24 protein-coding genes and 2 tRNA genes are annotated in these 25,065 nt (G+C 50.9%); 10 read left to right on the top strand and 16 right to left on the bottom strand.

Annotated features, from left to right (window positions below; translation table 11 throughout):
- Position 1: 1 nt before the first annotated feature.
- The 4 genes from AAB391_03010 to AAB391_02995 form a co-directional block, all read right to left on the bottom strand.
- The gene (locus AAB391_03010) at positions 2-769 is read right to left on the bottom strand and encodes a hypothetical protein (protein ID MEK7645260.1); all 768 of its coding nucleotides are present in this window, start codon (positions 767-769) and stop codon (positions 2-4) included.
- A gap of 179 nt (positions 770-948) precedes the next feature.
- Positions 949-1,842, bottom strand: coding sequence for a hypothetical protein (locus AAB391_03005; protein ID MEK7645259.1), 894 nt, complete (start codon positions 1,840-1,842; stop codon positions 949-951).
- Between the two features lie 18 nt (positions 1,843-1,860).
- On the bottom strand, positions 1,861-2,232 hold the full coding sequence (locus AAB391_03000; GenBank protein MEK7645258.1) for a hypothetical protein: 372 nt from the start codon (positions 2,230-2,232) through the stop codon (positions 1,861-1,863).
- Positions 2,233-3,243 (bottom strand): IPT/TIG domain-containing protein, encoded by a 1,011-nt coding sequence (locus tag AAB391_02995; protein ID MEK7645257.1) that lies wholly within the window; start codon positions 3,241-3,243, stop codon positions 2,233-2,235.
- Positions 3,244-3,297: 54 nt separating this feature from the next.
- Between AAB391_02995 and AAB391_02990 the strand changes: the two genes are divergently transcribed.
- Positions 3,298-4,707, top strand: a complete 1,410-nt coding sequence (locus AAB391_02990; GenBank protein ID MEK7645256.1) for a nitrilase-related carbon-nitrogen hydrolase — start codon at positions 3,298-3,300, stop codon at positions 4,705-4,707.
- Here the strand turns inward: AAB391_02990 and rsmA are convergent.
- Together rsmA and AAB391_02980 are read right to left on the bottom strand one after the other, a co-directional pair.
- On the bottom strand, positions 4,704-5,519 hold the full coding sequence (gene rsmA / locus AAB391_02985) for a 16S rRNA (adenine(1518)-N(6)/adenine(1519)-N(6))-dimethyltransferase RsmA (GenBank protein MEK7645255.1): 816 nt from the start codon (positions 5,517-5,519) through the stop codon (positions 4,704-4,706). The genes AAB391_02990 and rsmA overlap by 4 nt on opposite strands.
- Before the next feature lie 53 nt (positions 5,520-5,572).
- Complete coding sequence (locus AAB391_02980) at positions 5,573-7,552, bottom strand: UvrD-helicase domain-containing protein (protein MEK7645254.1); 1,980 nt, start codon at positions 7,550-7,552, stop codon at positions 5,573-5,575.
- Between the two features lie 270 nt (positions 7,553-7,822).
- Between AAB391_02980 and AAB391_02975 the strand changes: the two genes are divergently transcribed.
- The 3 genes from AAB391_02975 to AAB391_02965 are packed head-to-tail and all read left to right on the top strand — an operon-like array spanning position 7,823 to position 11,256.
- Positions 7,823-8,806, top strand: coding sequence for a M23 family metallopeptidase (locus AAB391_02975; protein MEK7645253.1), 984 nt, complete (start codon positions 7,823-7,825; stop codon positions 8,804-8,806).
- A gap of 31 nt (positions 8,807-8,837) precedes the next feature.
- Entirely contained in the window at positions 8,838-9,917 is a 1,080-nt protein-coding gene (locus AAB391_02970; GenBank protein MEK7645252.1) for a peptidoglycan bridge formation glycyltransferase FemA/FemB family protein, read from the top strand.
- 7 nt (positions 9,918-9,924) lie between these two features.
- Positions 9,925-11,256, top strand: coding sequence for a UDP-N-acetylmuramoyl-L-alanyl-D-glutamate--2,6-diaminopimelate ligase (locus tag AAB391_02965; GenBank protein MEK7645251.1), 1,332 nt, complete (start codon positions 9,925-9,927; stop codon positions 11,254-11,256).
- Here AAB391_02965 and AAB391_02960 read toward each other — a convergent pair.
- From AAB391_02960 to AAB391_02925, 8 genes are all read right to left on the bottom strand, one after another.
- Positions 11,253-12,803, bottom strand: a complete 1,551-nt coding sequence (locus AAB391_02960) for a YifB family Mg chelatase-like AAA ATPase (GenBank protein MEK7645250.1) — start codon at positions 12,801-12,803, stop codon at positions 11,253-11,255. The two genes, AAB391_02965 and AAB391_02960, sit on opposite strands and share 4 nt — an antisense overlap.
- A gap of 104 nt (positions 12,804-12,907) precedes the next feature.
- A complete protein-coding gene (locus AAB391_02955) occupies positions 12,908-13,258 on the bottom strand; it encodes a TraR/DksA C4-type zinc finger protein (GenBank protein ID MEK7645249.1) in 351 nt (116 codons plus the stop codon).
- Positions 13,259-13,265: 7 nt separating this feature from the next.
- Positions 13,266-14,597 (bottom strand): hypothetical protein, encoded by a 1,332-nt coding sequence (locus tag AAB391_02950; GenBank protein ID MEK7645248.1) that lies wholly within the window; start codon positions 14,595-14,597, stop codon positions 13,266-13,268.
- A gap of 25 nt (positions 14,598-14,622) precedes the next feature.
- Positions 14,623-16,527, bottom strand: coding sequence for a polyribonucleotide nucleotidyltransferase (locus AAB391_02945; GenBank protein ID MEK7645247.1), 1,905 nt, complete (start codon positions 16,525-16,527; stop codon positions 14,623-14,625).
- Between the two features lie 4 nt (positions 16,528-16,531).
- On the bottom strand, positions 16,532-17,230 hold the full coding sequence (locus tag AAB391_02940; GenBank protein ID MEK7645246.1) for an NYN domain-containing protein: 699 nt from the start codon (positions 17,228-17,230) through the stop codon (positions 16,532-16,534).
- A gap of 139 nt (positions 17,231-17,369) precedes the next feature.
- Positions 17,370-17,648, bottom strand: a complete 279-nt coding sequence (gene rpsO, locus AAB391_02935; protein MEK7645245.1) for a 30S ribosomal protein S15 — start codon at positions 17,646-17,648, stop codon at positions 17,370-17,372.
- A 163-nt stretch (positions 17,649-17,811) separates the two neighbouring features.
- Complete coding sequence (locus tag AAB391_02930; GenBank protein MEK7645244.1) at positions 17,812-18,288, bottom strand: hypothetical protein; 477 nt, start codon at positions 18,286-18,288, stop codon at positions 17,812-17,814.
- Between the two features lie 183 nt (positions 18,289-18,471).
- Positions 18,472-18,891: a hypothetical protein gene (locus AAB391_02925; GenBank protein ID MEK7645243.1), complete on the bottom strand. Its 420-nt coding sequence runs from the start codon at positions 18,889-18,891 to the stop codon at positions 18,472-18,474.
- A 182-nt stretch (positions 18,892-19,073) separates the two neighbouring features.
- On the opposite strand from AAB391_02925, the gene AAB391_02920 reads away from it, so the two are divergent.
- The gene (locus tag AAB391_02920; protein MEK7645242.1) at positions 19,074-20,066 is read left to right on the top strand and encodes a tyrosine-type recombinase/integrase; all 993 of its coding nucleotides are present in this window, start codon (positions 19,074-19,076) and stop codon (positions 20,064-20,066) included.
- Between the two features lie 67 nt (positions 20,067-20,133).
- On the top strand, positions 20,134-20,610 hold the full coding sequence (locus AAB391_02915; protein MEK7645241.1) for a hypothetical protein: 477 nt from the start codon (positions 20,134-20,136) through the stop codon (positions 20,608-20,610).
- Between the two features lie 36 nt (positions 20,611-20,646).
- Here AAB391_02915 and AAB391_02910 read toward each other — a convergent pair whose 3' ends face one another.
- Positions 20,647-20,928 (bottom strand): hypothetical protein, encoded by a 282-nt coding sequence (locus AAB391_02910; GenBank protein MEK7645240.1) that lies wholly within the window; start codon positions 20,926-20,928, stop codon positions 20,647-20,649.
- A gap of 85 nt (positions 20,929-21,013) precedes the next feature.
- On the opposite strand from AAB391_02910, the gene AAB391_02905 reads away from it, so the two are divergent.
- Positions 21,014-21,808, top strand: coding sequence for an exodeoxyribonuclease III (locus AAB391_02905; GenBank protein MEK7645239.1), 795 nt, complete (start codon positions 21,014-21,016; stop codon positions 21,806-21,808).
- Between the two features lie 670 nt (positions 21,809-22,478).
- Here AAB391_02905 and AAB391_02900 read toward each other — a convergent pair.
- Positions 22,479-23,951: an HD domain-containing protein gene (locus AAB391_02900; protein MEK7645238.1), complete on the bottom strand. Its 1,473-nt coding sequence runs from the start codon at positions 23,949-23,951 to the stop codon at positions 22,479-22,481.
- An 82-nt stretch (positions 23,952-24,033) separates the two neighbouring features.
- On the opposite strand from AAB391_02900, the gene AAB391_02895 reads away from it, so the two are divergent.
- The 3 genes from AAB391_02895 (at position 24,034) to AAB391_02885 (ending at position 25,054) form a co-directional block, all read left to right on the top strand.
- Positions 24,034-24,105: transfer RNA gene (locus tag AAB391_02895), tRNA-Arg, on the top strand.
- A 99-nt stretch (positions 24,106-24,204) separates the two neighbouring features.
- Positions 24,205-24,275: transfer RNA gene (locus tag AAB391_02890), tRNA-Gly, on the top strand.
- A 344-nt stretch (positions 24,276-24,619) separates the two neighbouring features.
- Positions 24,620-25,054, top strand: coding sequence for a YraN family protein (locus AAB391_02885; protein MEK7645237.1), 435 nt, complete (start codon positions 24,620-24,622; stop codon positions 25,052-25,054).
- Positions 25,055-25,065: the final 11 nt, after the last annotated feature.

Genomic DNA, 25,065 nt, shown 5'->3' with positions numbered 1-25,065 from the left:
CTTATTTTTTCAGCCCGCCACTCATGATCTGGCTGATACCTAGGTTAGCTAAGGCGATCACGATGTCATCGAATTCTCGAGCAAGGTTGAGGTAGTCAAGCTCGTTCCCTGTTGCCTTGCTGAGCTGGTCGTTGATCAGCGAACCAGGGGTCTTGATCGTGCCGTCGCTCGACAGCAATGATTTAAAACCCTTGCCCCAATCGAGCGAAACCTTTGCCGTATTTTGTCGACTGGTGATCTTTGCGGCAACAATTTCTTCAGCCATGAGCTGCGAGCCGAACGGATTGTTCTGCGCCTGGCTGGTCATGGAGATCCAACCTGGCCAACCGCCCTGGCTAAAGTCGCCACCCACGAAGCCTTGGAAATTCTGCACGATGCTCGTGATGCTGCATCGGGACGGTGACACGTTGCGATTGCGTTGCTGAAGGAATGAGAGCTGAAGTTGGAGGCGGAACGGGTCGCAGACGAAGCCGAGTGCCGAACCGTCGATCATGCGGCCAATTTCCTGGTCGGCAATATTGCCGAAGAAGCCCGCGGGATCAGTGACGAAAGTCGGTCCCCCTTCGAAGCCGCGATTGATCCAATCGATGATGGAAGAGACGAGTGCATGGACGACGGCTTTTGCGAGCGTTTTGACTATGAAGTCGAGATAGCATTTTCGATCAGTGATGCTGCCGGTGTTCAGTGCTGCCTGTGCGTTCACCGTAAATAGTCCAAGATTAATGATTGGTACCGCAGGTATAGCGTTTGCGCCAGCAGCACTGGTCACCACTCCTGAGGATAGTCCAGGTGGGCATCCAAAGAAGAACGCCTCAGCTTTTCGTGGGGCAACAAGGGGTAAGTCGCTCGGTACGAGGGTAACAAGGAGAATGGCAGTCAGGAGAAAAAAGCATATCGCGTTTTTTCCCGCATTTGCAATGCGAAATCGCTTCACCTCACAATTTTATCTCACTGCCCGAGAAGGGTAAAGGCATAACCAGGCTCTTTTGTGGAGAATACAACGCCCTTTTTTGCGAAGTAGGCGCCAAAAGATTTCAGTACGGTATTGAGGTCGGTAACATTTTGGTCATATGCCGAAACATGCGCGATGGAGGTTACTGGGTCGGTCTCGAATACGGTAAAGTTGGCGATATTGACGCCGATCCGTCCGGCGACGTTGGCAAGGGCGACTTGGAGAGGTTTTGCATCGCTTGGGATGGTCATTTTCACTAATTTCTGCCCCACTGTCGTATATGCCGTAGAAATCGCCTTGAGTTGAGCGAGATTTTCTGAATTCGCCCCGCTTTCCGCCATAGTAGCAAGCAAAGTGAGCTCGTTCTGCGAGCTATCTTTTGGTGAATTTTCGATGACCAGAGTGATCAATGCGTTGCCGTAGGTTTTGAGCTGCTCAGTTGTTGGTGCTGAAATAAGTCCAAGATTAGCCCCCGTATAGGTAATGTACTCGATCTTTTGGGTATTTTCCTCAATGACGTTCTTCACCAGCGACTCCTGCACCTCAGGGGTGATTTCCTGCCCATTGTTCTTGAGGAAGAGATACTTTGCGAAGAGGTCGATAGAGATGCGGTCGGTGAGATTGCGCTGCTCGAAGCTCTTTTCAGCCTCAGAAACCTTGGATTCGGTCGTTGAAATGCCGTTTTCGGTGCCCGAAGTGTTGAAAGTGTCCTTGAACAGGTCGGAATTGCTGCTGGAGACCGCCTGAATTTGCACGCCACCGCTGACCTCCCCATTCTCGGTGCCATTTCCGAGGTCAATACTTTTGCTAGTGTAGCCAAGCATTACTGTCCCCGCCACGGCAGCGAGTACGACGACACCAACGATGATTTTTTTGTATGTAGGGTTCATGGTACTTTCGTGTAGAGACTAGAGCGAGGTGCCTGCAAACATAATTGTACCAAAAGGCTGTAATGCATAGGGTACACACCCAGCTTTTCCGGCAAACATCAAGCAGGCGCCGCCGGGGGCAAAGAGGCCAAGCGTCCACACACCTGGTCGAGGGAGCTGGTACCATGCAAATTGTGGAGTGCCCGGAAAGTAGAGATAGTTGCCCGGAATCGGTGTGGCGATGGTGATGAGGAAGGCGTTGGTACAGGTGCAGTACACCGTGGACACGATCAATCCGCCGAATGGCAAGCCGACAGTCGCGCCGGCTCTGTATACGAAAGTCCCCGCAATCAAACAGGCTGCCAAAATGATGGCGATGGAGAGGCGGTATTTTTGAAAAAAGGCGCACATTTAGATTTTGATCGTAAACTTCCCCGGCTTTTCTTTGTTGCTTACACCATTCTCGTTCACAACGTAGAATGTCATCGCTGCTTCGATGCCCCTCTTCAAGTCGACTCCGACTTGTAGTTGCGGGATCTCGGGGAATGGCGCGACAGAGAACGTGAGTGTTGTTCCATCCGGAGAAGGAACTTCTTTTATTATATGATAGTTTGTCAAAATCTCATTCCCCTTCGGTGCGAAGTTCTTGCCGTGGACGGTCACTTGTTGTCCATAGAGGCCGCTTTCAGGGCTGACGCTGGTGATCGTCGGTGGCGCAGATCCTTCTTTCGTCACGACGTAGAAGCTCGTGTTGAGGGTCTTGCCGTTGGCATTTTCCACCCAAATGACGTGTTTGCCATATGGTGCGTCATTGGGAATCGTCGCGGTGAGACTCGCTCCGCCGCTCGACGGTATGTTTGAAATACTGAAATTAGGGCCAAGATAAAGGGTATTTCCTGTCTTGGTGAAGCCGTTGCCGGCGAGTGTGAGTTTGGAACCTCGTGGTCCGTAGTAGCTCGAGGGGAAGGTGATATACAGGTCGGTTTTTTCGACAGGCGTTGTCGCAGAGGTTGTCGGTGCGGGTGCCGTGTTCGTTACTGGCGTGGTGAGAACCGGAGTTTTTGTTTGAGCAAACACTTCATTCAAGACTCGTCTGGTCGCTTCCCCCACTACTCCTGTACCGCTACTCAATCCGAGCGGTGCCAGTATCTTCTCGGCATTTTTTTCTTGAAAACGGATCACGGCTGCCTGTGTCCGCATACCAAACAGCGCCGTCTCTTGTCCCGGAGATCCAGGACCATCTTCCGCGACACGTGTTTCGCTGTCAGTGTTTAATTTCTGTTGCAATAGCTGTACATCTGCACCAAAATCACCGATCCGTAGTGTCCGAGTGAAGACCGGATCGTTGGCGAGGGTTATTCTGGGCAAAAGAAAAAGCACGACAGCGGCAAGCAAAAAGTGTTTTGCAGAAAATCTAGCCATTGAGTGACTGCATTATATCACTCTGCTCGTGCAAAAGTGCGTTACAATTATACGATGTTGTTTTTACTCCCTATTTTGTCAGCCGCACTGTTACTCGCTGCTTTCCCGCCGCTCGAGCTCAGCTGGTGTGTGTATATTGCGATCATTCCGCTTCTCGTCTTCATCGATCGCGCCAAAAATACGCGGACGATATGCATCGGTGCCGGCGTGACAGGTTTTTTGTACGGTATCTTCACGCTGTTTCCGTTGGCGAGCACGAACGCATGGTGGTGGCTGGAGCAAAGCAGTCTGCTCTTTCAACACAAAGAGCTCGCTCTCTATGGATTTCTCGCTCTTCTCGCGTTGATTGGCGACGTGCCGTTCTTTATTTTATTTTCACTTGCATACAAACGCATCTTTGCCAAAGACTCCCCTATTCGCCACTGGTTCGTGCAGATTTTGTTCGTCGCGGCGTGTTGGACGATCCTCGAATATGCGCGGTCGTTTGTCCCGGGCGGCATCGCCTGGCAAGAGCTCGGTATTAGTCTGGCACCGCAGGAATATATTCGACAATTCGCGCACCTCGTCGGTATCTACGGACTCGGATTTTTTGCGGTGGCGATGAATATCTGCTTGTATCGATGGAGCTTGGAATGGCGCCGACCGCGCCACTTTATGGCCAGCCTACTCGCTTTTTTGGCGATATGGTCCTATGGGTATTATCGAATCAATGCTGAGCCGCTCGGTGATCCCGTTCGGGTGGCAGCTATCCATTCTACACTCACTACACAAGAAGAAAGTGTGGGCTTGGTCGGGTTTCGTTACTATGAAAAAGCCGTAGAAACCGCTTTGGCGGCAGGGGCGAATCTTGTCGTGCTTCCGGAAAATGCTGTTTCGTTTGTTGTCATTGATGAAAACACGATGCTCCCTCTCGGATACGAACTGCCAAGCTCGACAATAAAAGCGGTATACGACAAAATACTTGGCTGGTCGACTGCTCATCCGAAAAAAGTGTTTCTGATCGGTCTGCACAGCAAAAAAGATGAACACTTGTTCAATTCAGTGGCGTATATCGAAGCCGGACAGCTTCGACAGCTCTATCACAAGCGCCACCTCCTGCCTCTCTCTGAAGGAGACTTTAGTTCCGCATCGGTCGGTGGTGGTCAGGTGGACTCCTTTGTGTTTGAGACAGGTTTGGGACGCATTTCCCCGCTGATTTGTTCGGAGGTCTTGTATTCGGATGCTACTTCGCGACGCGCCAGTGCAGATCTCGTGACGATCAGTGGCAATGATGCTATTTTTGGTTCCGACATTGTGGCGCGTCGCGGCCGACAGGTCACTCTTCTGCGTGCGGTTCAGTCTGGCAAGTACTTTATTGTGTCTACGAAGGGTTTGGAGTCTGCGATCATTGATCCTCTCGGAGAATTCATCAACACATCGACCGATCCGAGCGTGGTGATGGCGGATATCCGTATTAGGCGTTAGTCTGTACGAAATATTTTTGCGAGTGCAGCCCACTGCTCTATCGCGACTTCCTCAGCCCGTACCTTTTCTTCGAGGCCGATTGCTGAAAGCGTCTGAACACGTTGGTCGCTGGGGATTTCTAAATTGCTCGCGAGAATTTTGCGCTTGTGTGAAAATCCGAGCTTCACTGTTTCAAAAAAAGCCGATTCGCTGAGCTGATTTTTGCTGAAAAATTGTTTCGAGATGGCATCGATGAGCAGAATCGCCGAATCCACCGCCGGCTCTGGAGAAAAATATTTTGCCGGTACTTTGGCGACATATTTTGGTGTGCCATATGCTTTCACGCTGATCGAGAGGATGCTTTCTTTGCCGTCGCGTGCCACGATGCGTTGCGCCACTTCTTTTTGCAGCATCAGCACCATCTTGCTTGGCTGGTATGCCGACTCGAGGAACATGCGGAGGAGCTGTCCGGTGATGTAGTACGGAATGTTGGCGATGATTTTGTACTGCCCTTCGCGTAGGCCGCACTCAGCGAGCTTTTCGACGGTCATTTCCAAGATATCGCCGTGGATGAGGATGAGCTTGCCCGAAGCGAGTGAGCCAGCGAAGGCTTCGCGCAAGAGCGGGATCATGCGATCGTCTTTTTCGATGGCGATGAGGCGGCCACCGGTGGAGAGTTTCGCGAGTAATGCCTCGGTCAAAACGCCCTTTCCAGGGCCAATTTCAAGGATATTATCGCCAGGCTGAATATCGGCGGCGGACACGATGTCACGCACCGCCTCTTTAGACTTGAGGAAGTTTTGGCCGAGCGACTTTTTAGCGGGAAGATGCATGATTTTTGTGGTGCGCCGCGAGCGCGACCGTCGTCCCTTTACCCTACCCGAAACTAGTCGAAATAGAAAGAGCGTCCGGTACGTGCGGGTCGCTGATATTCGTATGAGGCTGCTTCGACATTGTGGTCGGCGATGTCGCCGAGAAATTCGGAAGGTACATTCATGCGCTTACTGCCAAAGATGGTGCGCACGCCGGCAAAGGTAAGATAGAGTCGTTTCTTCGCGCGGGTGAGAGCGACGTAGAAAAGGCGACGTTCTTCTTCTGATTCCGATTCGCTCATAGATTGCTCGCTGAGTTTCAAGTGCGGGAAAAGGTCTTGTTCGAGACCGGTGATGAAGACGTGTTCAAACTCGAGACCTTTCGACGCGTGAACAGTCATCAGCTTCACGGCGTTCTTCGCTTCCTTCATTTCGTCTTGGTCGGACTGCAGCGCGGCTTCCTCAATCAGTTTTTCGAGGCCGGAAGCCGCGCTGGTTTCTGTGTCAAGCGTCACTGGCGGCAAATGGTCGTACTTGGTCGAGAGTGTCACGAGTTCCTGCAAGTTCTCGAGTCGTTCAAGGTCCTCCTCCGTACCCTTTTTGTACTCAGCTTCGAGGCCGCTCGCCGAAATCACGAAGCGCATCACTGAAGATGGCTTCTCACGGGTCGCGAGATCGCGAATTTGAGCCAACACATTGCGGAAGCTCTGGATCTTGTCGCGCACTGCCCCGCTCAGGCTATCTTCTTGTCCGCTAAATATTTTCAGCAAAGTCACTTTGCCGATGCCGCGCGGTGGTTCGTTGATGATGCGCTTCAGGTCGGCCAAACCTTGCGGATTGAGTGCGGCACGCAGGTACGACAATGCATCTTTGATCTCCTTGCGCTCAAAAAACTTCGTACCGAGCAGTTGATACGGCACGCTGTGCGCCAAAAAAGCCTCTTCGAGAATGCGCGATTGGAAATTGGCACGAAACAGTACGGCGATCTCGTTTGGCTCTACTCCGCCACGGATTAGCTCATTGGACTTCTCAGCGATGAAGTGCGCCTCCTCCACTTCGTCGTATCCTTCAAACATTACGATCTTCTCCCCCGCTCCCTGGCGCGTAAAGAGATTTTTCTCGCGGCGCTTCTTGTTTTTCTTGATTACTGCATTCGCGGTATCCAAAATGGTCTTGGTGGAGCGATAGTTTTCTTCGAGCGTGACGACTTTTGCCTCAGGATAATCCTTTTCGAAATCCATGATGTTCTTGATGTCTGCGCCGCGCCAGCTGTAGATGTTTTGGTCGATGTCACCTACCACGCAGAGGTTTCGTGTCTTGCTGGCGAGTAGCTTGGCGATCATGTACTGCACTTTGTTGGTGTCCTGGTACTCATCGATGTGAATATACTTCCAAATACTCTGGTAGCGCTCGAGCACTTCCTTGTGGTCGCGTAGAAGGATCGCGCTTTTGAGAAGAAGATCGTCGAAATCGAGTGCCTGCTCCTTCTTCAAGTGCTCCTCGTACTTTTTCCAGACCGTTGCGACGATATTCGAGAAGTATTCATTGCTGGTGAGGCGCGTGAACGCCTCGACGGTGGTGAGATTGCCCTTCTCGCGGGAGATAACGCGCAGGATTTTGGCCGGTTCGAATTGCTTCGGGTCGAGACCGGCTTCAATGACTGCAGCTTTCACTGCGCTCGTCGCGTCGGTCTTGTCGAAGATAGTGAAATGGCGGTTCAAGTCAATGAGTCGGCTGTTTTCTTTCAAAATATGCACCCCGAGCGCGTGGAAAGTGCTCACAAAGGGTTTTTCCTCGAAGCTTACGGGCATGTTGAGACTTTCGTCTTCGCGGATCAGCTTCAGCACGCGCTCGCGCATCTCTTTCGCTGCTTTGTTGGTGAAAGTGATGGCCAGCACCTGATGCGGCGCGATTCCCTGCTTCACGATATGCAAAATACGATGTGTGACGGTCTTGGTCTTGCCAGCTCCGGCGCCAGCGAGGATCAAAAGCGGTCCTTCAATCTGCAAAACGGCCGATTTTTGTTCGGAATTGAGACTCTCGAGGTGTTTCACCCGAATACTATACCACGGGACAATGGGGACAGCGCCATTGACTTCCCAGGGGTATCCGATAGACTTTAATTGACGATACTAACCCTTGCAGGGTAGGTCTACAGGAATACCGAATATGGCTTAATAGAGCCATATAATGACAGAAACGCACGTTTAGTCCCTAATTTGAAGCGTATTTTTAAAAACTCCCAAAAAACGGCTCTATTTAGGCTTTTTTCTATAAAAGCTAGCTTCGCTGTACCTATCGGGGTTTTTCTCGTCGGGATCGCTGTGTTTCCACAGCCATTGCTTGCCAAAGCCTTCTCCATCTTTACTGACCTATTTGCGGCGGAAAAACTCACCCCCAGAACCATTTTTCAGACTCGAAACTCTCAAAACATGGCCTTGTTGAGCGCTGAGGTGAGTCCTGACCCGACATTTGCTCGTGGCGGTGGCGACATCACGATCGTCAGCGGTAATGCCTTGGTCGCTGAAAGTGGGCCTCTGGGTACTATGGGCAATATCGACGATTTCCCTCTCTATCAACGCATCAGTCTCTATACTGTTCGCGAGGGTGACACCCTCACTCAGATTGCAAAAATGTATGGCGTGTCAGTGAATACGATTGTTTGGTCTAACAATCTCAGTGGAAAATCGATCCAGCTCGGTCAAACCCTCACTATTTTGCCGATCTCCGGCATCGCTCATACGGCCAAGAAGGGCGATACTCTAAAGAGTATTGCGAAGAAATACAAAACAGACGTTTCAGAGCTCGCATTGTTTAATGATTTGAATGAGAACGATATCATCGCTGATGGAGTAATCATCACTATTCCTGAGGGAGAGACTGTAGTAGTGCCTTCTGCTGCTGGGAAGATCCCTGAGAAGACGTTTAAAACCACCTTGGCTCACGATACCAACGGTCCAGAATTTCCGGGATACTATCTACGTCCGACCAGCGGTATGAGGACACAGGGCTTGCACGGATACAATGGTATTGACCTCGGGTCCCCAAGCGGTACTCCGATCTACGCTGCGGCAGCTGGTGATGTGATTATTTCTCGAAATAGCGGTTGGAATGGTGGATATGGCAACTATGTCGTGGTCAGTCACTCGAATGGTACCCAGACTCTCTATGGACACATGAAAGAGGTCATTGTCGTTGCAGGAGATCAGGTCTACCAAGGTCAAATTATTGGATATGTTGGAAACACGGGGCGATCGACCGGCCCCCATCTTCACTTTGAGATTCGAGGTGCACGCAATCCGTTTTAGTCGAAGAGGTCTTGTAGTGTAAGATACACATATGCATTCCGAAGGAGGATCACGCGGTGAATACACGATTGAATATTTACCTGATACTGTCACATTTGACCCGCTTTCTTTGTGTGCGGAGACACTGTTTACACAGTCGGATCTGTATTATCGATGGCAGCTTGCTGCAGGGAAAATAGCAAAGCGTTTTTTAGTGAAGGATGGTTCCCAAACAGTGGCCTACGCTCAATGTTTTTTCACCCCGGTCCGTTTTCTCGGCGGTCGAGGGTATTGGTATGCGCCATATGGCCCAGTGTGTGTCGCTGAAGCAGATCATGTGCAGGTCAGAATGGCAATCTCGAAAGCTTTTAGCCTACTCGGTCTTGTCACCAACACAGCACCCGCCGCTTTTTTTCGTCTCGATCTTTTCCCTGTTGTGACAAGTGCAGCCGCATCGAGTCTGAACACCGGCTCCTCATGCCCACGTTTTTTGATAGACGGTTCGCTTCAGCCACGCTCCGAGTGGGTGTTGCCACTTGCGAAGAGTGAGGCAGAATTGCTTGCCGGTATGCATCAAAAGGCTCGCTACTCGATTCAGTATGCTCAACGGAAAGGGGTGACAATCCAGCTTGTGGGAGAGCATTTTTTTCCGCACCTCGATGCGTTTTGTCGCCTGATGCAACAGACTGCTTCACGAGACGGCTTCGTACCCCACCCAGATGGATACTACAAAGCGTTGTTCGCTGAGCTTGAGAATACGAAGTCGGCCTTCCTAGTGCTCGCTTCGTATGGCGGTGAGGTAGTGTCGATCGCTGTGGTGATCGGATATGGACAGACCGCCACCTACGTCTTTGGTGCATCTTCTGACACCCATCGAAATGTGTCTGCGTCCGCGTTGGTACAATGGACGGCACTGCTTGAGGCCAAGCGACGCGGCTACGCCGAATACAACTTTGGAGGAGTCTCTTCCGAACGTTTTCCGGTGAAGACCTGGAAGGGCATTACTACTTTCAAGCAGCGTTTCGGCGGGCATGGGCAGACACATTCGCCTATTGAAGATGTTGTCTTCCAGCCATTCTGGTACGGTGTCTTTGTTGTCAGAAAATGGGCAAAGCGATATCTCCATATATAATTCAACCATGAAAGATGTACTGAAACGTGTCGTCCCGCAGCAGATTTTCTCAGCGTATTATTGGCTGTTTTCCGTACTCGGGGCGTTTCTGTATGGCTTCCCTTCTCGCAAGATGATTGTCATCGGTATTACCGGTACCAAAGGCAAGACTTCTACGGCCAATTTTGTCTGGTCATGTGCGATGGCGGCTGGTATGAAGGCTGGGATTATTACTACCGCCAATATTCGTATTGGAGAAGAAGAGTCAATGAACCACTATCATATGACCATGCCTGGTCGTTTCGCTATTCAGAGGACGATGCGCGAGATGGTGAAAAAGGGTTGCAAGGTATGTGTTGTTGAAACCACTTCAGAGGGTTTGAAGCAGTGGCGACACGCCGGCATCGACTATGATGTCGCTATTTTTACCAACCTCACTCCTGAACACCTTCCTTCTCACGGCGGTAGTTTTGAAGCCTACAAAAAGGCCAAGGGAGCTTTATTCAGCTCGCTTCACTCTGCTCGACAGAAAGTACTCGATGGCGTTGCTGTGCGTAAGATTGTTTTGGCAAACAATGACAGCGAACATGCGCCGTATTACCTGAGTCTTGCTTCAGGGATCGCCCAAACGTTCTCCTTGCACTCGGTGTCTGACATAAAGGCCGAACAAATCCAGGAAAGCCACACAGGTGTGACTTTTGCGGTGTGTGGTCCAGGGAACCGCAACTGCGTTCCGTATCAACTTTCTGTTCTCGGAGCTTTCAATGTCTACAATGCTCTTCCGGCTATTGCCCTGATGAGACTCTGGGGTGTTTCAGAGGAGAACATTCAGACTGGATTGAGGACCCTCACATTGATCCCCGGCCGAATGGAGGTGGTCACTCGAGATGGTGCTTTTCCTGCGACGGTGATTGTTGACTACGCTCATGAAGGACAGAGTATGAGCGTTGCGACAGATGCTGCACGAAAGATGCTCGGTGCCAACGGCAAATTGATCGTGATGTTGGGTGCCGAGGGCGGTGGTCGCGACAAGGCGAAGCGCAAGACTATGGGCGAGATTGTCGCGAGGAGGGCTGATGTGGTGATTGTGAGCGATGTTGATCCATACGAAGACGATCCCATTGAGATCTGTGAGGATATCGCGAAGACGGTTGAAGCTGGAGGGAAAAAACGCGGTGAAAATGTGTTTGTGATCGGTGACCGTCGTGCGGGTATTGCCAAGGCCTTGTCACTTGCTGGAGCTGGGGATGTCATATTGATCACTGGCAAAGGAGCGGAACAGTCTATGGTGGTGAAGGGTGGTTCAATTGCCTGGGATGACCGTACTGTTGTACGAGAAGAGGTGGCGAAGTTGGTCTAAAGCGGCGGCCGCCGATATTGCAACGCCTCGAGAATATGCCTCCCCTCAACTTGTTTGGATTGTTCCAAGTCAGCAATAGTTCTTGCAACCCGTAGAGTCCGATGAAACCCTCGCGTCGAAATACCTTCGGCGTTTGCCCGCTTTGCAAGCAAGCTGATTGCCTGATCTGTTGCGTTTAGATACACACCGTCAACGCCTGGGTCATGATCGCGCCTTTTTTGTATTGTGCGAATTTTGGCAATTGAATTTTTGATTAATTCGATTTGTGTAGTGTCCGAACTCGCATCGCACCCGCCCACTTTCTTTTTCTGTATGAATAGATGATCCGTTTGTTCCACGCGTACCCACATATCGATGCGATCGATGATCGGACCGGAGATCTTGTCCGCATATCTGCGTAACATTGTTTGGCTGCAGGTGCAGGTACGTCTCGATGATCCGCGATACCCGCACGGACACGGGTTCATAGCGAGGATAGTGATGCAGCGGGCTGGTAGCTCGTGGTGACGTTCGGCTCTGGCGATACGGACCACACCTTCTTCCATTGGTTGTCGCAAAGCCTCGATCACGCGTCGGTCGAATTCCGGGAATTCATCGAGGAACAAAACCCCTCTGTGTGCTAAAGTGATCTCGCCAATCGGCTGCTTTCCAGCGCCGCCAATCATGGCGGCGTATGAAGCGCTGTGGTGTGGCGCACGGAACGGTGGCCGGGATGTGCGGTATTCGGTGGAGTGTGCGGATGAGTGGATTGTCATGACCTCAACCTGCTCGAGCTCAGTGAGATCTGGAGTGATGGAGCGCGCACTACGTGCTAGTAATGTTTTTCCCGTGCCCGGTGGGCCGACAAGGGCGATTGAATGCTGCCCAGCCAGAGCGATCCGCAATGCGCGTTTTGCCACTTCCTGTCCATCGATATCACAGAAGGAGACTTCCGAGTCGCTTCCACCCGCCACCACTTCCTTGGTCGGTGTTGATATTTTCGGTAGCAGTTTCGATACCGGTATGAAATGTTTCCCTTCCATGTGCAGGATCACCTCTCGAAGGGTCGCTGCTCCATACACGGAAATACCAGACACTAGACAAGCCTCTTCTGCATTTTCTCTCGGAACAAACAGACAGGAAATCCCCTGCGCTTCGGCACTTTTGATGATGGATAACACACCGCGCACTCCACGAAGGTTGCCGTCGAGGGCTAGTTCGCCGATAAGTAACATTTTCTCGGCGAGTTCACAGGCCTCTGGGTTCGGCCGCAAATCTTGGGTGGCAATGAGGTAGCCGATAGCCATGGCCAGGTCGAAGCCAGTCCCCTCCTTCGGTAGCTGGGCGGGCGCGAGCGAGATGACCACCTTTTCGTTGCGACTTTTTGGAGATTTGTAGCCTGAATGTTTGATGGCCGAGGCGATCCGATCTTTCGCCTCGGCCACAGCTTTATCGGCCATGCCGACAATAGAAAAAGCATGCAGACCTCGAGAAATATCGACCTCTACTTGGATAATCTGACCGTCTAAACAATCGTTTTGTGCGCTGAGCACTTTTGCAATTTTCATGCAGAAAGTATTGCACAACAGCGATAGAGAAACTGCTAAGAAAGGTTCAAGAAATCACTAATTTTCGATAAAGAATATTTCATATCCTTTGATATGAGAAGACCTTATTTCATATGCGCCACACAAGTCGACGCGGCTGAATTTGCCACCAAACGACCCTCCTCGATTGGCTTCTGACAAACTTCACATTTGCCATACGAACCATTTTTCACCCGTTCGAGGGCATGTCTGAGGTCGTGAAGACGCATCTCAAGCTTTTCGGCGATAGCCTCATGACCCTCCATTTCCTCAAGATCTTCAGCTGTTTCTAGCTCGTCGGCCTTGTCAGTATCGAGATTCTCGCGTTTCGCGATCCACTCACCTGGGCGCGCAGGATCAGGCTGAGCAACGGTCTTTAATTCACCTTCCACGACAGTAATCTCCTTCTCGATCAGTATTTTTGGGTCGGTTTTCATATCTTGATTATCTCACGAACTGCGCCTTTATCAAGCGTGCCGTCATATCTTTCAAAGTAGCTTCATCACTGGTGATGATGACTGTTTTTGTGTCGAGGAATGTATAGAGGAGTACGACATTCCCCTTTGAGTCTCGCACTGCTCGAATCTCCTTGTTTTGTAGGATAGCGTCTTCAAACTTGTAGCTGATGCTACTTGTGCCAATGGTGTAGAGCGGTGGCGAGACGCGGTCTGACGGTCGTAAAAAGATACTTTGTAAATCTCGGATCATCATTGGTTCCCAGCGGAACATGCCAGAAAGAGCCACGTCAAAAGAATTGGTCTTCAAGATCAGGAATGGTTGGTTGCCGTGTACCGCATTGAGGCCGAAATAGAAGCTTGGGTCTAGTGAGCGAAGCAGGGTTTCCGGTAGATTGGCGTTGATCTGTCGGAAGAATTGCTCGGTACTCAATGGTATTGTTTTTTCGCTACCATCAGCGAGTGTCAAGGTTTCTTTTGAAATTGGCACCAAACGTTCTATGGAATTGAGTGGTGCATTGGAGTTCTGTACACTTGAATACAGCTGTACGGCCAAGGCGTTTGGACCTGTCTTCGGTGCTAGCTCTGTGATTTTTTCAGCTTGGACAGGATCACGTTGTTTTTGTTCAATGACTACTTGTTTTTTCTCCCTGTATGTCGAATACACATACCAGCTGCCAATGCCGCCTATCAGAAGCAGTGAGATACTGATCGCGATAATCACCACATTCTTTGAGGTCTCACCTGTCTCGCTGTCTCCGCTAGGCTGTGAGGTGCGCCGGGCATTTTCAGCGGCCGCAATCGATGCGATCGACGCCCCGCCCTTTACACTCGAAGCAATGTCTTCTTTGTAGGTATGAATCGAGCGGATGAGTGGCGAGGCTGTTTTCTCTTTCTCTGGTATGACGATCACTGGCTCAGGAATTGCCTCGACGGCGGGAGCTTCGACAGTGGAGTCGATGCGTCGATATACTGCCTGCTCGATCACTTCACGGTTTGCTCCGGCATATGGGTTGATCGTCGGACGGACCGGGGCAAATTGTTCTAGGCCGGTAACCTCGCGTGGCTCAGAGAGAATGTGCTGCTCAAGAGGATTTTTGGCTCGCGAGATGGCTTCGTACGGCTTGCCTTGCGCCCGAGCGGCATCCTGCTGAAAGGTGCGGATAGGATTGAAGGCATTGCCGCTCGGGCGTGGCGAAGAAGGCGCGCTCGCTGCTGCATTCATAGCATTTTGTGCAGAAAGAGACGCCGAGGCGCGCTTTTCGTCGTTGGCCTTTTTAACTGCCTCAAGATCAATGATGCCTGGATGCGGCGCTTCCATATTGAGCTATTATAGCAAAGAATTCTTAACGCAGGACCGACAAAATGAGGGCTTTCGCTTTTTCTGTAGAACCATTTTCGCCGACAAGAACTACTTCCCCGTTGTCGGAAACGTCAATGTTCTGGAGGCCGGATTGTTTTTTGATACCGTTGATGGTTTTGCCACCAGGGCCGATGAGGATGCCAATATGTCGTTGATCGATCATCATCTTCTCGATGCGCGGTGCGTACGGCGAGAGGCGGGTACGGGGTGCCGCAATCGCCTTCTCCATGGTTTTCAGAATCTGCAACCGCGCTACACGAGCCCGTTCTAGCGCTTCCACGAGCAGTGCCACTGGCATACCCTCAGTCTTGATGTCCATTTGCACTGCGGTGATACCTGCGATAGTGCCCGCCACCTTGAAATCCATATCCCCGTAATGATCCTCCGGTCCCTGGATGTCGGTGAGCAGAACATATTTGAGAAAAGTCTGGCCATGAGCGTCTTTCTCGACACGTGTCATTGCGCCGCAGGAAATACCAGCCACCGGTCGAGTGATCGGTACGCCGCCGTCCATCAATGCAAGGGTCGAAGCACAAACGGAAGCCATGGAGGTCGAGCCGTTGGAAGAAAATGCTTCGGAGACGAGGCGGATAGTGTAAGGAAACAGTGTTTTGGCAGGCAGCACGGCGGCGAAAGACTTTTCCACGAGCGCGCCATGGCCAATCATGCGGCGATTGGTACCGCCGAGCTTGCCTGTCTCGCCGGTGGAGAATGGCGGAAAGTTGTAGTGATGAATAAATTGCTTGCCCTCGTCGTTAGGGCTGTGTTCGCCTTCAGTGATCTGACCTTCATGTGGTCCACCGAGGGTGAGAGCGGTGAAAATATGTGTCTGACCGCGGTAGAAAAGTCCGGAGCCGTGGAGGCGCGGCGAGATACCGCCCGCTTCAGCAAAGAGTGGTCGAATGTCGGTGAGTTTGCGTCCGTCGGTGCGTCTGCCACGCTCGATGGCTTCTGTGTGGAGCGCTTCATTCACGGCTTCTTCGAAAAGTGCGCCAGCCAAGGAGCGAATATTGGAAAATTTTGTACCGACACTGTTGGCGACAACGCTTTCTGCCGTCGCGAGCCATTCACTCCGCAGTGCCTCCATCTGCGCATCGCCAGCCGCCCTAGTGAAGAGTCGTTGGACGAGTTTTAGGGCAATTTCACTATCAAAAGTAGAGCGAAGGACGGGTGGTATCGAAAGCGCATTGACTACGCGTTTCTCCACACCCATCTCTCGGACAATGTCTGCTTGGAACGCCTCGATACGATCGACTTCTTTTTGTGCCGAAGCAAGCGCTGCGGCGACTTCTTTCTCGCTGAGCTCGCTTGGCGCCGCCGTTGTGCCGGTCGTACCTGTCGCCGCGCCTTTTGTGCCGCACTCCACCATATTTAACGTGCCACCCTTTCCGCAGGCGACCAGCTTGAGGCGATCCGTTTCAACAAGCGCTGTTCCGACTGGCCCATTCCAGGGAATATTCGAAGTGCTCAGCGCCAACGAGGCGGCAATCACGGCGAGGCAGGGCATCCGCGCCGCATCTGCGGGATCGATGGCGAGCGTGGTGATCACCACCTGTATTTCGTTGCGAATGTGAGCAGCAAACAGCGGACGAATGGTCCTGTCGACCACGCGTCCGCATAATATTGCCGCGTCGGAAGGCTTCCCTTCGCGTCGCTGGTATCGATTGCCGAGAATTTTCCCGATTGCATAATATCGTTCTTGATACTCCACCGTGAGCGGCAGAAAATCCGCCGATTCTTTTTTATTTTCCGACATTACGGCCGTCGCAAGAAGTGCGGTGGTGCCGTAGCGGAGGATCACCGAGCCATTCGCTCGCTCAGCGAGCGTGGTGAATGAGGCAGTGAGCGTCTTGTTTTCGATGGAAAGAGAAAACTCCCTCGGGTTCATCCCCTTATTGTATCACTGGTCCGTCGTTTTCTGCTCGGGAATGTTCCGGAGAAGGTGTGGTTGCTGTGGCGTTGTCCAAAATAGTGTTGTTCACGTCTGAGTGAGTGCGATTGAGGTGCGGTCGGCCATCGCTTACTGCCCCACCTCGTCCTCGTCCGCCGCGGATGCCGCGACCACCACCTCGTGCAGCAATGCCTGCGCCGATGAGGTACTTGCGCGCGTTGGTATCGAGATCGATGAATTCATCCACGGCTTCTTTGAGCTTGAGTGAGCTTGAGCGGCCGAAGGAAACGACTTCCACCTGACATCCTTCGTTCATCTGGAGGTATTCGACGAGGGGTACGAAGTCGCCATCACCGGTCACGAGGATCACGGTGTCGAGCTTCGGCGCCATTTTGATTGCATCTACCGCGAGTCCCACGTCCCAATCGGCTTTCTTGCTGCCGCCGGCGAAAATCTGGAGGTCTTTGGTCTTGGCCTCGATGCCCATTTTAGTGAGCGCTTCGAAAAAGGCCGACTCTTCGCCGCTCTCCGTGGTGATCACGTAGGCGATGGCGCGAATGAGAGCACGGCCCGCGAGCGCATCCTTTACTACCTGTCCGAAATTGACTCGAGCATGGTACAGGTTTTTGGCTGAGTGATAGAGATTCTGTGCGTCGATGAAAATACCGACACGCTGTTCTTTGTGTTTAATGACTGTCATAAAAATATATTAACTACTACTAAGTATACCGTATATCGGCACACATGACTGCTGATGATTACTGAGAAAAAAGCGAAAATGGGGCGAATGCCACCGAAAAGTATGAAAATGGTCGAGAAAACGAGAAGAGACGAAGGTATTAGGCCTTCTTGGTCTGCTTGAGGTCGAGCTTCTTCATCAAGCTGTTGTATCGCTTGGTGTCCTTCTTCTGGAGGTACTTCATGTGGTTCTGTCGATCAGCGACCATCTGAAGGAGACCTCGTCGAGAGTGTCGGTCCTTGGCGTGCTTCTTCAAGTGACCAGCCAATTCCTCAATTCGCTTGGTCAAAATGGAAATCTGCGCCTCAGGAGAGCCAGTATCCGTGTCGTGGAGCTGGACTGCTTTGAGAATCCGTGCCTTTTTCGTTGAAGTAATCATCCCATATAGGGTATCATGAAAGGCTTTAAAATGCAAGGATTTAGGGCGGAAATGGCTTAAGTTAGCCAAAAAATGGCTTAGTTATCAAGAATGTATTAAAAAGAAGACCCGAGGCGATTTCTCGCGACGGGCTTGGGGGAAATGAGTAATCTAAATTGTGTGATCAGGCCTGTTTCGTGAGAGTCCAGTGGCCGCTACGTTTGATGATGGAGACCTTGACCCCATTGTGCTTTGTTGCAACGAGTCCAGTGGCCTTTTTGTTAACGTCTACCCGCTTGATCCATTTTTCGGTGAGATCGATGGCGTTATTAGCCCAACCAGCCGGAACCATGACACCAGAATCTGTGGTGTCAGGAACAGATCCTCCTTGACCAAAAGCTCCTTCCCGGATCCAGTTTGTCTGAATCTCACCTTTGAAATGGTAATTGAGCTCCCCAAATGCTTCGAAGATTGCGCGGGGATGCCCGAATTCCATCATCCTCTTCTCCCTTCTTGCATCGTTCAGACACCTGAAGAGTTCTTCGAGATCTACCCAACCCCAACGTTCGCACTGACTTACTGTTTCCTCATTCATCATCGAACGTTCTTCATCGGTGAGTTCAATGCTGTGTATCGCTGGTCGAATCCTCCGTATTCTCATTTGTATTCTCCTTGCCGCCTTGAGGCGGCTGTGTAGGAACAACTCAGGCAGACCATCGTGAGATGATAAACACTGCTGAGTCCACTAAAAACAGTACGCCTCTAGTCGGTATATGTCAACAAAAAATCCGACAACACTTGCGTGCCATCGGATTGAGCCAGATGGTCCTATTCGGGCCGCGGGCTACTCGACGGAAACCCATTCCGCTTTGCTCTCGATGAGACTGCTTCCCGTGACTGGATGCTTGCCGTCCAGGTAGATGACCACGAACAACTGGACCAGCTTTTCGGTGCCAGCTAGATCCTTGCAAGTCACAATCTCATGCTTGTAGAGGGCCACCAAGGCTTCCAGAGCGCGAGTGAAATCGTTGTTTGAACGCTCGTTGTTGAGAGATACCCCGCTCAGGCCAACGTGGACAAAGAATTCGTGGGTAGCGGCATCAGCCAGGTCGGATTGCTGAACGAAGAACTCTGCCGGCCCGATCTTGAGAGAGACTTTCAGGTGAGGAGCCAAGACCCCCCTCACCACTTTAGGGCGGATTTCATTGAGGGCATTTAACAGGCTTTCGGGTAGGCCTGCATGAGCGGTGGCTTTCAGTTTCATAGGGTTCCTTCGATGTGTATGTGCTCTTCCGCTGTTTTTTCGAAGCCTTTTTCGAGGCGTCGAGGCGGGTAATTAGGGTATTACTAACACATTTGAGATGAGAAAGTCAATTATTTTTGGGCTTAAAGCAAAAGTGGAAATATTGTGCGACACGCCTGCCCGTTCCCTGATATAATGGCTACATGTCCGACCTCCATCAGCTCAAGCGCGAGTTTCTCGAGTATACCGAGATCGAAAAGGGTCGTAGTTTGAAGACGGTGGGCAACTATGAGCGGTATTTAGATCGTTTTTTGGCATACAGCAAGCTGAAGGATCCGGCGGGTGTGACCGATGATGTGCTGCGTGAGTATCGACTATGGCTCAATAGGCAGGCGGCGACGAAAACCCGCGACGGGCGCGTGGCAACGACGCTGAAAAAGAAGAGTCAAAACTATTATCTGATCGCACTACGCTCGTTTTTGAAATACTGCGCCCGTCGCGGGGTGAAGTCCTTGGCTCCGGACCGTATTGAGCTCGCCAAGGTGGCCGAACGCTCGCTAGACTTAATCAGCGTCGATGAACTCAAACGCTTGATGCACGCCGCCGATGAGGCTGCCAACAAAGGTGACTTGAAGGGCTTGCGGGACAAGGCCATGATGGAGTTGCTCTTCTCTACCGGCCTCCGTGTGTCCGAGCTCTGTTCCCTCTCGCGGGATCTCGACCTACGGGCCGATGAATTTTCTGTGCGGGGCAAGGGCGAAAAGGTGCGCGTCGTCTTTTTGTCCGAGTCGGCGCGCCAGGCGGTGAAAAAATACCTCGACAAGCGCGCCGACATGGACGACGCGCTATTTGTCCAAGCTGCCGGACCAATTGGTCTGAAAAAATGGAAAGAAGAAAAGAGTGTAAAAGATAAAAAGGCCGGCAAAAAGGATTTCAGTACCAGCACCACCCGCCTTACGGCCCGCTCGGTGGAACGCATCGTCAAACATTACGGTGTGAAGTCTGGTATATCGAAGAAGGTCACGCCTCACGTCATCCGCCACAGCTTCGCCACCGACCTCCTCCAAAACGGTGCCGACCTCCGCTCCGTGCAGATGCTGCTCGGCCATGCCAATATCGGAACCACCCAGATCTACACCCACGTCACCGACAAGCAGCTTCGCGAGGTGCACAAGAAGTTTCATAATCGGAAGTAGCGGACAGTCGCCCGTCGCGCTATACTTTGGATACGTTATTACATTACATACATAATCCACGAACATCATGGCAACCGAAGGAAAAGGTTTTGAACAGAGCGATGTGACATCTCTCGATGCGATTCGCACAGAGGTCGCGGGTAAGTTTGAAGATAACCCAGAGGGCGCATATCAGACTCTCAAAGGTTATCTCGACGCCGCTGTGGACAAGCGAAGAACTGCGCTCAAGCAAGACCTTCTTGCAGACCCTGAGATTTCTGCAGACGATTCTCTTGCTTTTACCGATTTGTTAAATGAAGCACTCCGCCGTGCGTGCGCCGATGATGTTGAAATTCAGGGCATCACCAATGACATGCGCTCCATTCGCGAGGAGCAGGCCGCTCAGGCTGCTGCTGAGGAGCGCAAGCGTGACAGGGCACTCGAAGAGTCGAATATGGCATCCGCGATCGCGAAGCTCCAGGATTTTCGAGACAATCTCGAACGCCTCGGTCTCGATACGACCAAGGAGGATGCCGCACTCGCTTCTTTGGAGCGAATGAAATAGGCGCTGCGAGCAGGGCGACTTTCTCTCGGCTCCGGACTAGCTATACAGACGATCCATCAATGCCCCGACTTCTGCGATTGCTGCATTTTTTATCCGCACATCGCTATCTTCGCAGGCATTGAGGTATTTTTCGACGATTTGCATCGTCAATTTCACATCTTCCGGAGTGGAAACTTTTGCCACGAAGTTCTCGAAAGAACCTTCAATCTTGCCGCTGTTGAATATTTCGTCTAGGGCCGCGGTAGTTTTTGGCAAGTCAGAGAGCTTTTCTTGAAGCGCTGATTTTGGTTGGTCGCCGACTGATTCATGTGTGTTCATGTGAGAATTATGACAAATATCGAACATTGGCGCAATGAGGCATAGTGAAAACCTTGTGCGAGTGTTTCATGCTATCATTTGCCCCATGAAAATCATCTCTTGGAATGTGAACGGTATCCGCGCGGTGCACAAAAAGGGCTTGTTTGTGCCGTTTGTCGAAAAATATCAGCCGGATATTTTGTGTTTGCAAGAAACCAAGGCTCAGGAGAGCCAGTCGGAGGTGGACCTGGCCGAATATAGCGAATATTGGAACTCCGCTGAGAAAAAAGGCTACTCTGGCACGGCGATCTTCACCAAAGAGAAGCCGCTCGCTGTTTTGAACGGCCTGCCTGAAGCGATCGTGAAGAAGCACGGGCTTTGCGCTGATGAGTATGGCGACCCGCTCACTGAGGGCCGCGTCATTGCTGCCGAATACCCCGATTTTTATGTCGTCACAGTTTATACGCCGAACGCCAAGGACGATCTGAGCCGCGTTCCTTTGCGCCACAAGCAGTGGGACCCCGCTTTTCTCGCATATTGCAAGCAGCTCGAGAAGAAAAAGCCCGTGATCTTCTGCGGCGATCTCAATGTCGCCCACACTCCAGAAGATTTGGCGCGACCAAAGGAGAATGTCGGCTTGAAAGGCTTCACTGATGAAGAGCGGGCCGGCTTCCAGGCTTTCATCGACGCTGGTCTCATTGATACCTTCCGCGTCTTCCACAAAGGCAACGGCTTCTACACCTGGTGGTCTCATTTTGCCAACGCCCGCGAGAGAAATGTCGGTTGGCGTATTGACTACGTACTCATCTCCCCTGCTCTATTGCCGCGCCTGAAGTCTGCTGCGATCCTCCCAGAAGTGATGGGCTCGGATCATTGCCCAGTGATGGTGGAAGTGGAGTAGGTGTTTCGCAAAAAGAAAATAAAATAGTTTTTACAAAAACAAAGCGGCGTCCATGGGGCGCCGCTTTCGTTTCGTCTGGGCAGGGGTTTCTAGTCCCTGCAATGAATGGGTGCGCGCGACGGTTCGAGAGAACCGACTCGCAGAGCGCTTGCCCATAGTGGACTCCGAGGGATGCACAGCAATCTTCTCGCTGGCTTCCTCACATTTACAGATCTTTTCGCCATAATTGTCCTCCAGGATTGACCGACTGATAGTAATTGTACGCCTGATAAAGGACATCACAAGTAAGTTATCCACACCATGTCCTTTACAGCATTTTATAAAGGACATACAATCACTCCAGGCCAGAAATTGATCGGGACAAAATAGATTGGGAACCAAGGTCCGAATCTTACCCACAACTGGCAACTGCTCTTCTACAATCACACGAGTAACAACGCTCGTAATCTAGAAGGCCAAACGGAACTTTCCGGTGGACATTTTGGAGTCGTCAATGTAGTAAAAGTATTCCTTCACAAACCTTTTAAGTCCTTTACGGACTATTTTAACCCAAGAAGGCAATCACTTTCGCAGCAGATCAACTTCACTCGTCGTCCTACCCATTGTTCGTAGCGGTCTTCGAACCGCTCGCAGTACTCTCGCTGTGGCGGTTTTTTGTTGGTTGAATTCCCTATTCCACCCAGTGTTTCTTGCGTATTTCAGCTACAAGCTCTTCGTCCGCCTTCATTTTTGAATCTTTTCCAGCGGCACCAAGCTTTTGTAGGTCGGCTTCAGGCAAAAGAGCGAGCTTTTGGGCCTTTTCTTTTAAATATTCTGCAGTGTTCAGCTTCGGATCTTCGAGTACTTCCTCGAGTAGGGCATGCAAGATGAAGCCAATCTTCGGTCCGGGCGCTAAATCGAGCTCTTTTATGAGAATGCCGCCATTTATCTTCAGCATCCCGACAGAAATCGGATCGCGCAAGGCTTCTTCGATCATGGCGTGATACTTCCGCAGTCGATACGGGTTCTCTTTTGGTCGCCCAGTGCCGATACGGTCGCAAATACGGACGTTCATGAGGTTCCAGATGTCTTCCTGACCAACGTTATTCACCATACGACGCACTGCAGACAGGCTGATCTGCTCGGTGTCACTGAAAAACATGTGCCAGCGTACCAATTTGGTGACTTTTTCGATGATATCGTTGGAATACTTGAGTCGTTCAAGGATTTTCTTGGTTACACGTGAACCAACCACCTCGTGGCCATAGAAAGTCCACTCCCCTTTTGGGCCTTTGCGGCGCGTCTCCGGTTTAGAAATATCATGGAATAGAGCCGCGATACGGATTTCCAGCGGCCATTTCTTGTCGGCAGCGTGCTGCATGGATCGCAAGAGATGTTCCCAGACGGTATAGGCGTGTGCCTGATTCTGCTCTACGCCGATGGCAAGCTCAAGTTCCGAAGCGATATATTTCAAAATACCCAAGCTTTGAGCCATTACGAGACCCTTCATCGGTTCCGAAGACATCAAAATACGATTGAATTCGTCGCGGATACGCTCCTGGGAGATATTCTTCAGCATATGGACATCAGCACGGATCGCATTCTCCGTGTCCTTTACGATGCTAAAATCGTGCTCAGTCGCAATTCGCACTGCTCGCAGGATGCGGAGTGCATCCTCCTTGAAACGTTCGTCTGCGTTGCCCACAGCGCGAATGGTGCGAGCTTTGAGATCGTCCTGTCCTTTAAAAAGATCCACAATCTCCCCTTTCGAGCTGAGCGCGATAGCGTTGAAGGTGAAATCGCGGCGCTTGAGGTCGTCTTTGATATTTTTGCTGAAGGTGACGTGGTCTGGGCGGCGACCATCGGAGTAGTCGGCTTCGAGGCGGAACGGTGTCACTTCGATTACCTTGAGAGTCTCATCAATCCCCTCTTCTTTGTTCACTACCCCCACGGTGCCATAGGTATTTTCGTAGAAAGTGTCAGGGAAAAGCGCAATGATCTGCTCCGGAGTCGCGTCTGTGGTCACATCCCAATCTTTCGGTTTTTTTCCGCTGAGCAGGTCACGCACGCAACCACCCACCAAAAAAGCCTTTAAATTAGCCTTTTCTAGCGTTTCGGTGACACGTGAAACTTCTTTTGGTATTGAGAATGACGCTTTTTTCATGTTACTTGAGAGGATTGTTCGTCGCTATATTTTAGTACAGCTTTTGTGTTTTAGCTAATTTTAGAGTATGATGCATTTGTTTGCACCTATAGTGAAACGGATATCACAACGGTCTTCGGAACCGTTAGTTCAGGTTCGAGTCCTGATGGGTGCACCTGTAGCGCGTCGACCATGTCCCCTTTTGCAGGAGATATGTGCTCGACGCACACGGACTTGTTGAATTTTTCTGCAAGTGAGGTAAAATAGTCGCACTGCGGTCATGGTTTAGTGGTAGAACACGACCTTGCCAAGGTTGAGATGAGAGTTCGATTCTCTCTGACCGCACAAAGCAAAAGACTTAGTAAAGACTACAGGGTGGTGTAGGAAATGTCCCTTAGATGGCTGATGGAAGGCCGGTGGGTAGGTAGTAGATCGTCGGCGAATTCCGAGTCTGTTCCTCAAAAATGTCCAATCAAAACAAAGGGTATTCAATCTGCCCCTATTGACGTAACTGTGGATAACTATGTGCACAGTGTGTATAAAGGACAGTCTTTTTGAGGTCAAAATATGGCTATAAAAGTCCGATAAGGCACACATTTTTATGCTTAATTTCTCAGAAATATGGCTAGTATAAAGGATAATTACAGAGCTTAAGAGCATGTCCGAGAGTAAAAATGAAAACGTTTCACGTGAAACCAAATATGCAAATACCACAAAAAAAGAAAAATACCTCAGAAACAGGGCAATTAGGTGAGAAAATCGCCAAAATGTTCCTTGTGAAACGTGGTTTTAGTCGTTTTGAGGCTAACTTTCGTCAAAAGTGTGGGGAAATTGACATTGTTGCACATGAAACATCCACCGGCACCCTCTGGTTCTTTGAAGTGAAGACTTTATCCGTGGGATCCTTTCCTTGTGCTGAGTGGGGTAATGAACTTGGTTCTGGAGGATTTCGCCCAGAAGAACAGGTGGATCGAAGAAAGTTGGCGAAGCTCTATAGGACAATCACCATATACCTGGACCAGAAGGGTGTTTCACAAGAAACACCTTGGCGACTAGGAGTGATCTCTGTGCTGCTAAATAGCGAAACACGGCTCGCGAGGGTTTCTTTTATCCCAGTACTGTAGATTTGTTCTTA

This window comes from Patescibacteria group bacterium, from assembly GCA_038065315.1.
Taxonomy (GTDB): domain Bacteria; phylum Patescibacteriota; class Minisyncoccia; order Phycocordibacterales; family JBBTRF01; genus JBBTRF01.
Note: the sequence above shows the minus strand (reverse complement) of the source record. Positions and strands in the feature narration are given on the sequence as shown.

Bases quoted from the DNA above. Each gene is read 5' to 3' on its own strand.
- AAB391_03005 (MEK7645259.1), bottom strand. From the start codon at position 1,842: ATGAACCCTACATACAAAAAAATCATCGTTGGTGTCGTCGTACTCGCT.
- AAB391_03000 (MEK7645258.1), bottom strand. From the start codon at position 2,232: ATGTGCGCCTTTTTTCAAAAATACCGCCTCTCCATCGCCATCATTTTG.
- AAB391_02995 (MEK7645257.1), bottom strand. From the start codon at position 3,243: ATGGCTAGATTTTCTGCAAAACACTTTTTGCTTGCCGCTGTCGTGCTT.
- AAB391_02990 (MEK7645256.1), top strand. From the start codon at position 3,298: ATGTTGTTTTTACTCCCTATTTTGTCAGCCGCACTGTTACTCGCTGCT.
- rsmA (MEK7645255.1), bottom strand. From the start codon at position 5,519: ATGCATCTTCCCGCTAAAAAGTCGCTCGGCCAAAACTTCCTCAAGTCT.
- AAB391_02970 (MEK7645252.1), top strand. From the start codon at position 8,838: ATGCATTCCGAAGGAGGATCACGCGGTGAATACACGATTGAATATTTA.
- AAB391_02965 (MEK7645251.1), top strand. From the start codon at position 9,925: ATGAAAGATGTACTGAAACGTGTCGTCCCGCAGCAGATTTTCTCAGCG.
- AAB391_02960 (MEK7645250.1), bottom strand. From the start codon at position 12,803: ATGAAAATTGCAAAAGTGCTCAGCGCACAAAACGATTGTTTAGACGGT.
- AAB391_02955 (MEK7645249.1), bottom strand. From the start codon at position 13,258: ATGAAAACCGACCCAAAAATACTGATCGAGAAGGAGATTACTGTCGTG.
- AAB391_02950 (MEK7645248.1), bottom strand. From the start codon at position 14,597: ATGGAAGCGCCGCATCCAGGCATCATTGATCTTGAGGCAGTTAAAAAG.
- AAB391_02945 (MEK7645247.1), bottom strand. From the start codon at position 16,527: ATGAACCCGAGGGAGTTTTCTCTTTCCATCGAAAACAAGACGCTCACT.
- AAB391_02940 (MEK7645246.1), bottom strand. From the start codon at position 17,230: ATGACAGTCATTAAACACAAAGAACAGCGTGTCGGTATTTTCATCGAC.
- rpsO (MEK7645245.1), bottom strand. From the start codon at position 17,648: ATGATTACTTCAACGAAAAAGGCACGGATTCTCAAAGCAGTCCAGCTC.
- AAB391_02930 (MEK7645244.1), bottom strand. From the start codon at position 18,288: ATGAGAATACGGAGGATTCGACCAGCGATACACAGCATTGAACTCACC.
- AAB391_02925 (MEK7645243.1), bottom strand. From the start codon at position 18,891: ATGAAACTGAAAGCCACCGCTCATGCAGGCCTACCCGAAAGCCTGTTA.
- AAB391_02920 (MEK7645242.1), top strand. From the start codon at position 19,074: ATGTCCGACCTCCATCAGCTCAAGCGCGAGTTTCTCGAGTATACCGAG.
- AAB391_02915 (MEK7645241.1), top strand. From the start codon at position 20,134: ATGGCAACCGAAGGAAAAGGTTTTGAACAGAGCGATGTGACATCTCTC.
- AAB391_02910 (MEK7645240.1), bottom strand. From the start codon at position 20,928: ATGAACACACATGAATCAGTCGGCGACCAACCAAAATCAGCGCTTCAA.
- AAB391_02905 (MEK7645239.1), top strand. From the start codon at position 21,014: ATGAAAATCATCTCTTGGAATGTGAACGGTATCCGCGCGGTGCACAAA.
- AAB391_02900 (MEK7645238.1), bottom strand. From the start codon at position 23,951: ATGAAAAAAGCGTCATTCTCAATACCAAAAGAAGTTTCACGTGTCACC.